This is a genomic window from uncultured Metabacillus sp. (genome assembly GCF_947503125.1).
Lineage (GTDB): Bacteria > Bacillota > Bacilli > Bacillales > Bacillaceae > Metabacillus.
Genome location: NZ_CANNCR010000190.1, coordinates 1 through 511, shown reverse-complemented (window position 1 = coordinate 511; position 511 = coordinate 1). Strand labels below are relative to the sequence as shown.

The window sequence follows — 511 nt, the reverse complement described above, 5'->3', positions numbered from 1 at the left end:
GATAGATGTTTGATCAAACCGTTTAAAAAAGCGAGATAAACTAGGCTGGGAAGCTAACGCCGGTGTCCCTATAATTTGAGTAAACACAGGATCTTTCGTTAGCTGATCAGCCGCGTCATCTTCTGAATAGCCGGCAATCATTTGATAGATCTTTTGACGAAGCAAATTTTCATTCGAATGAATAAAGTAAGTCCTTGAATCTTTCAAGTTTAAGTGCCCGGCCAATGTCTTTGAGAAACCAATTTTCTCATCGAACTCTCTAAAGATGAATTCACCCGTATCAGAGGAAAGAGAGCCTCCATCATTTGATAATTTAATTTGACGATTGAAATCAAGTGTTAATTGCGGTAAAGTAGCCATTATAAGAATCCTTTCTGTGGTTATTTGGTCGCGCTTTAACCTTATCAGAAACGGATTCTTTTTTCATTTATTTAATGCACGAACGATTTACAAGAAAGCCTATTAGATAGGCGATATTTGCCTATTTCATAAAATCTGTGAATAATTCAGG

At 36.6% G+C, this 511-nt stretch carries 1 protein-coding gene; it reads right to left on the bottom strand.

Going from position 1 to position 511, the window contains the following annotated elements:
• The coding region (locus Q1B07_RS26775; protein ID WP_299095875.1) for a transposase at positions 1 to 360 on the bottom strand (360 nt) is incomplete at its 3' end.
• Between the last annotated feature and the right edge of the window lie 151 nt (positions 361 to 511).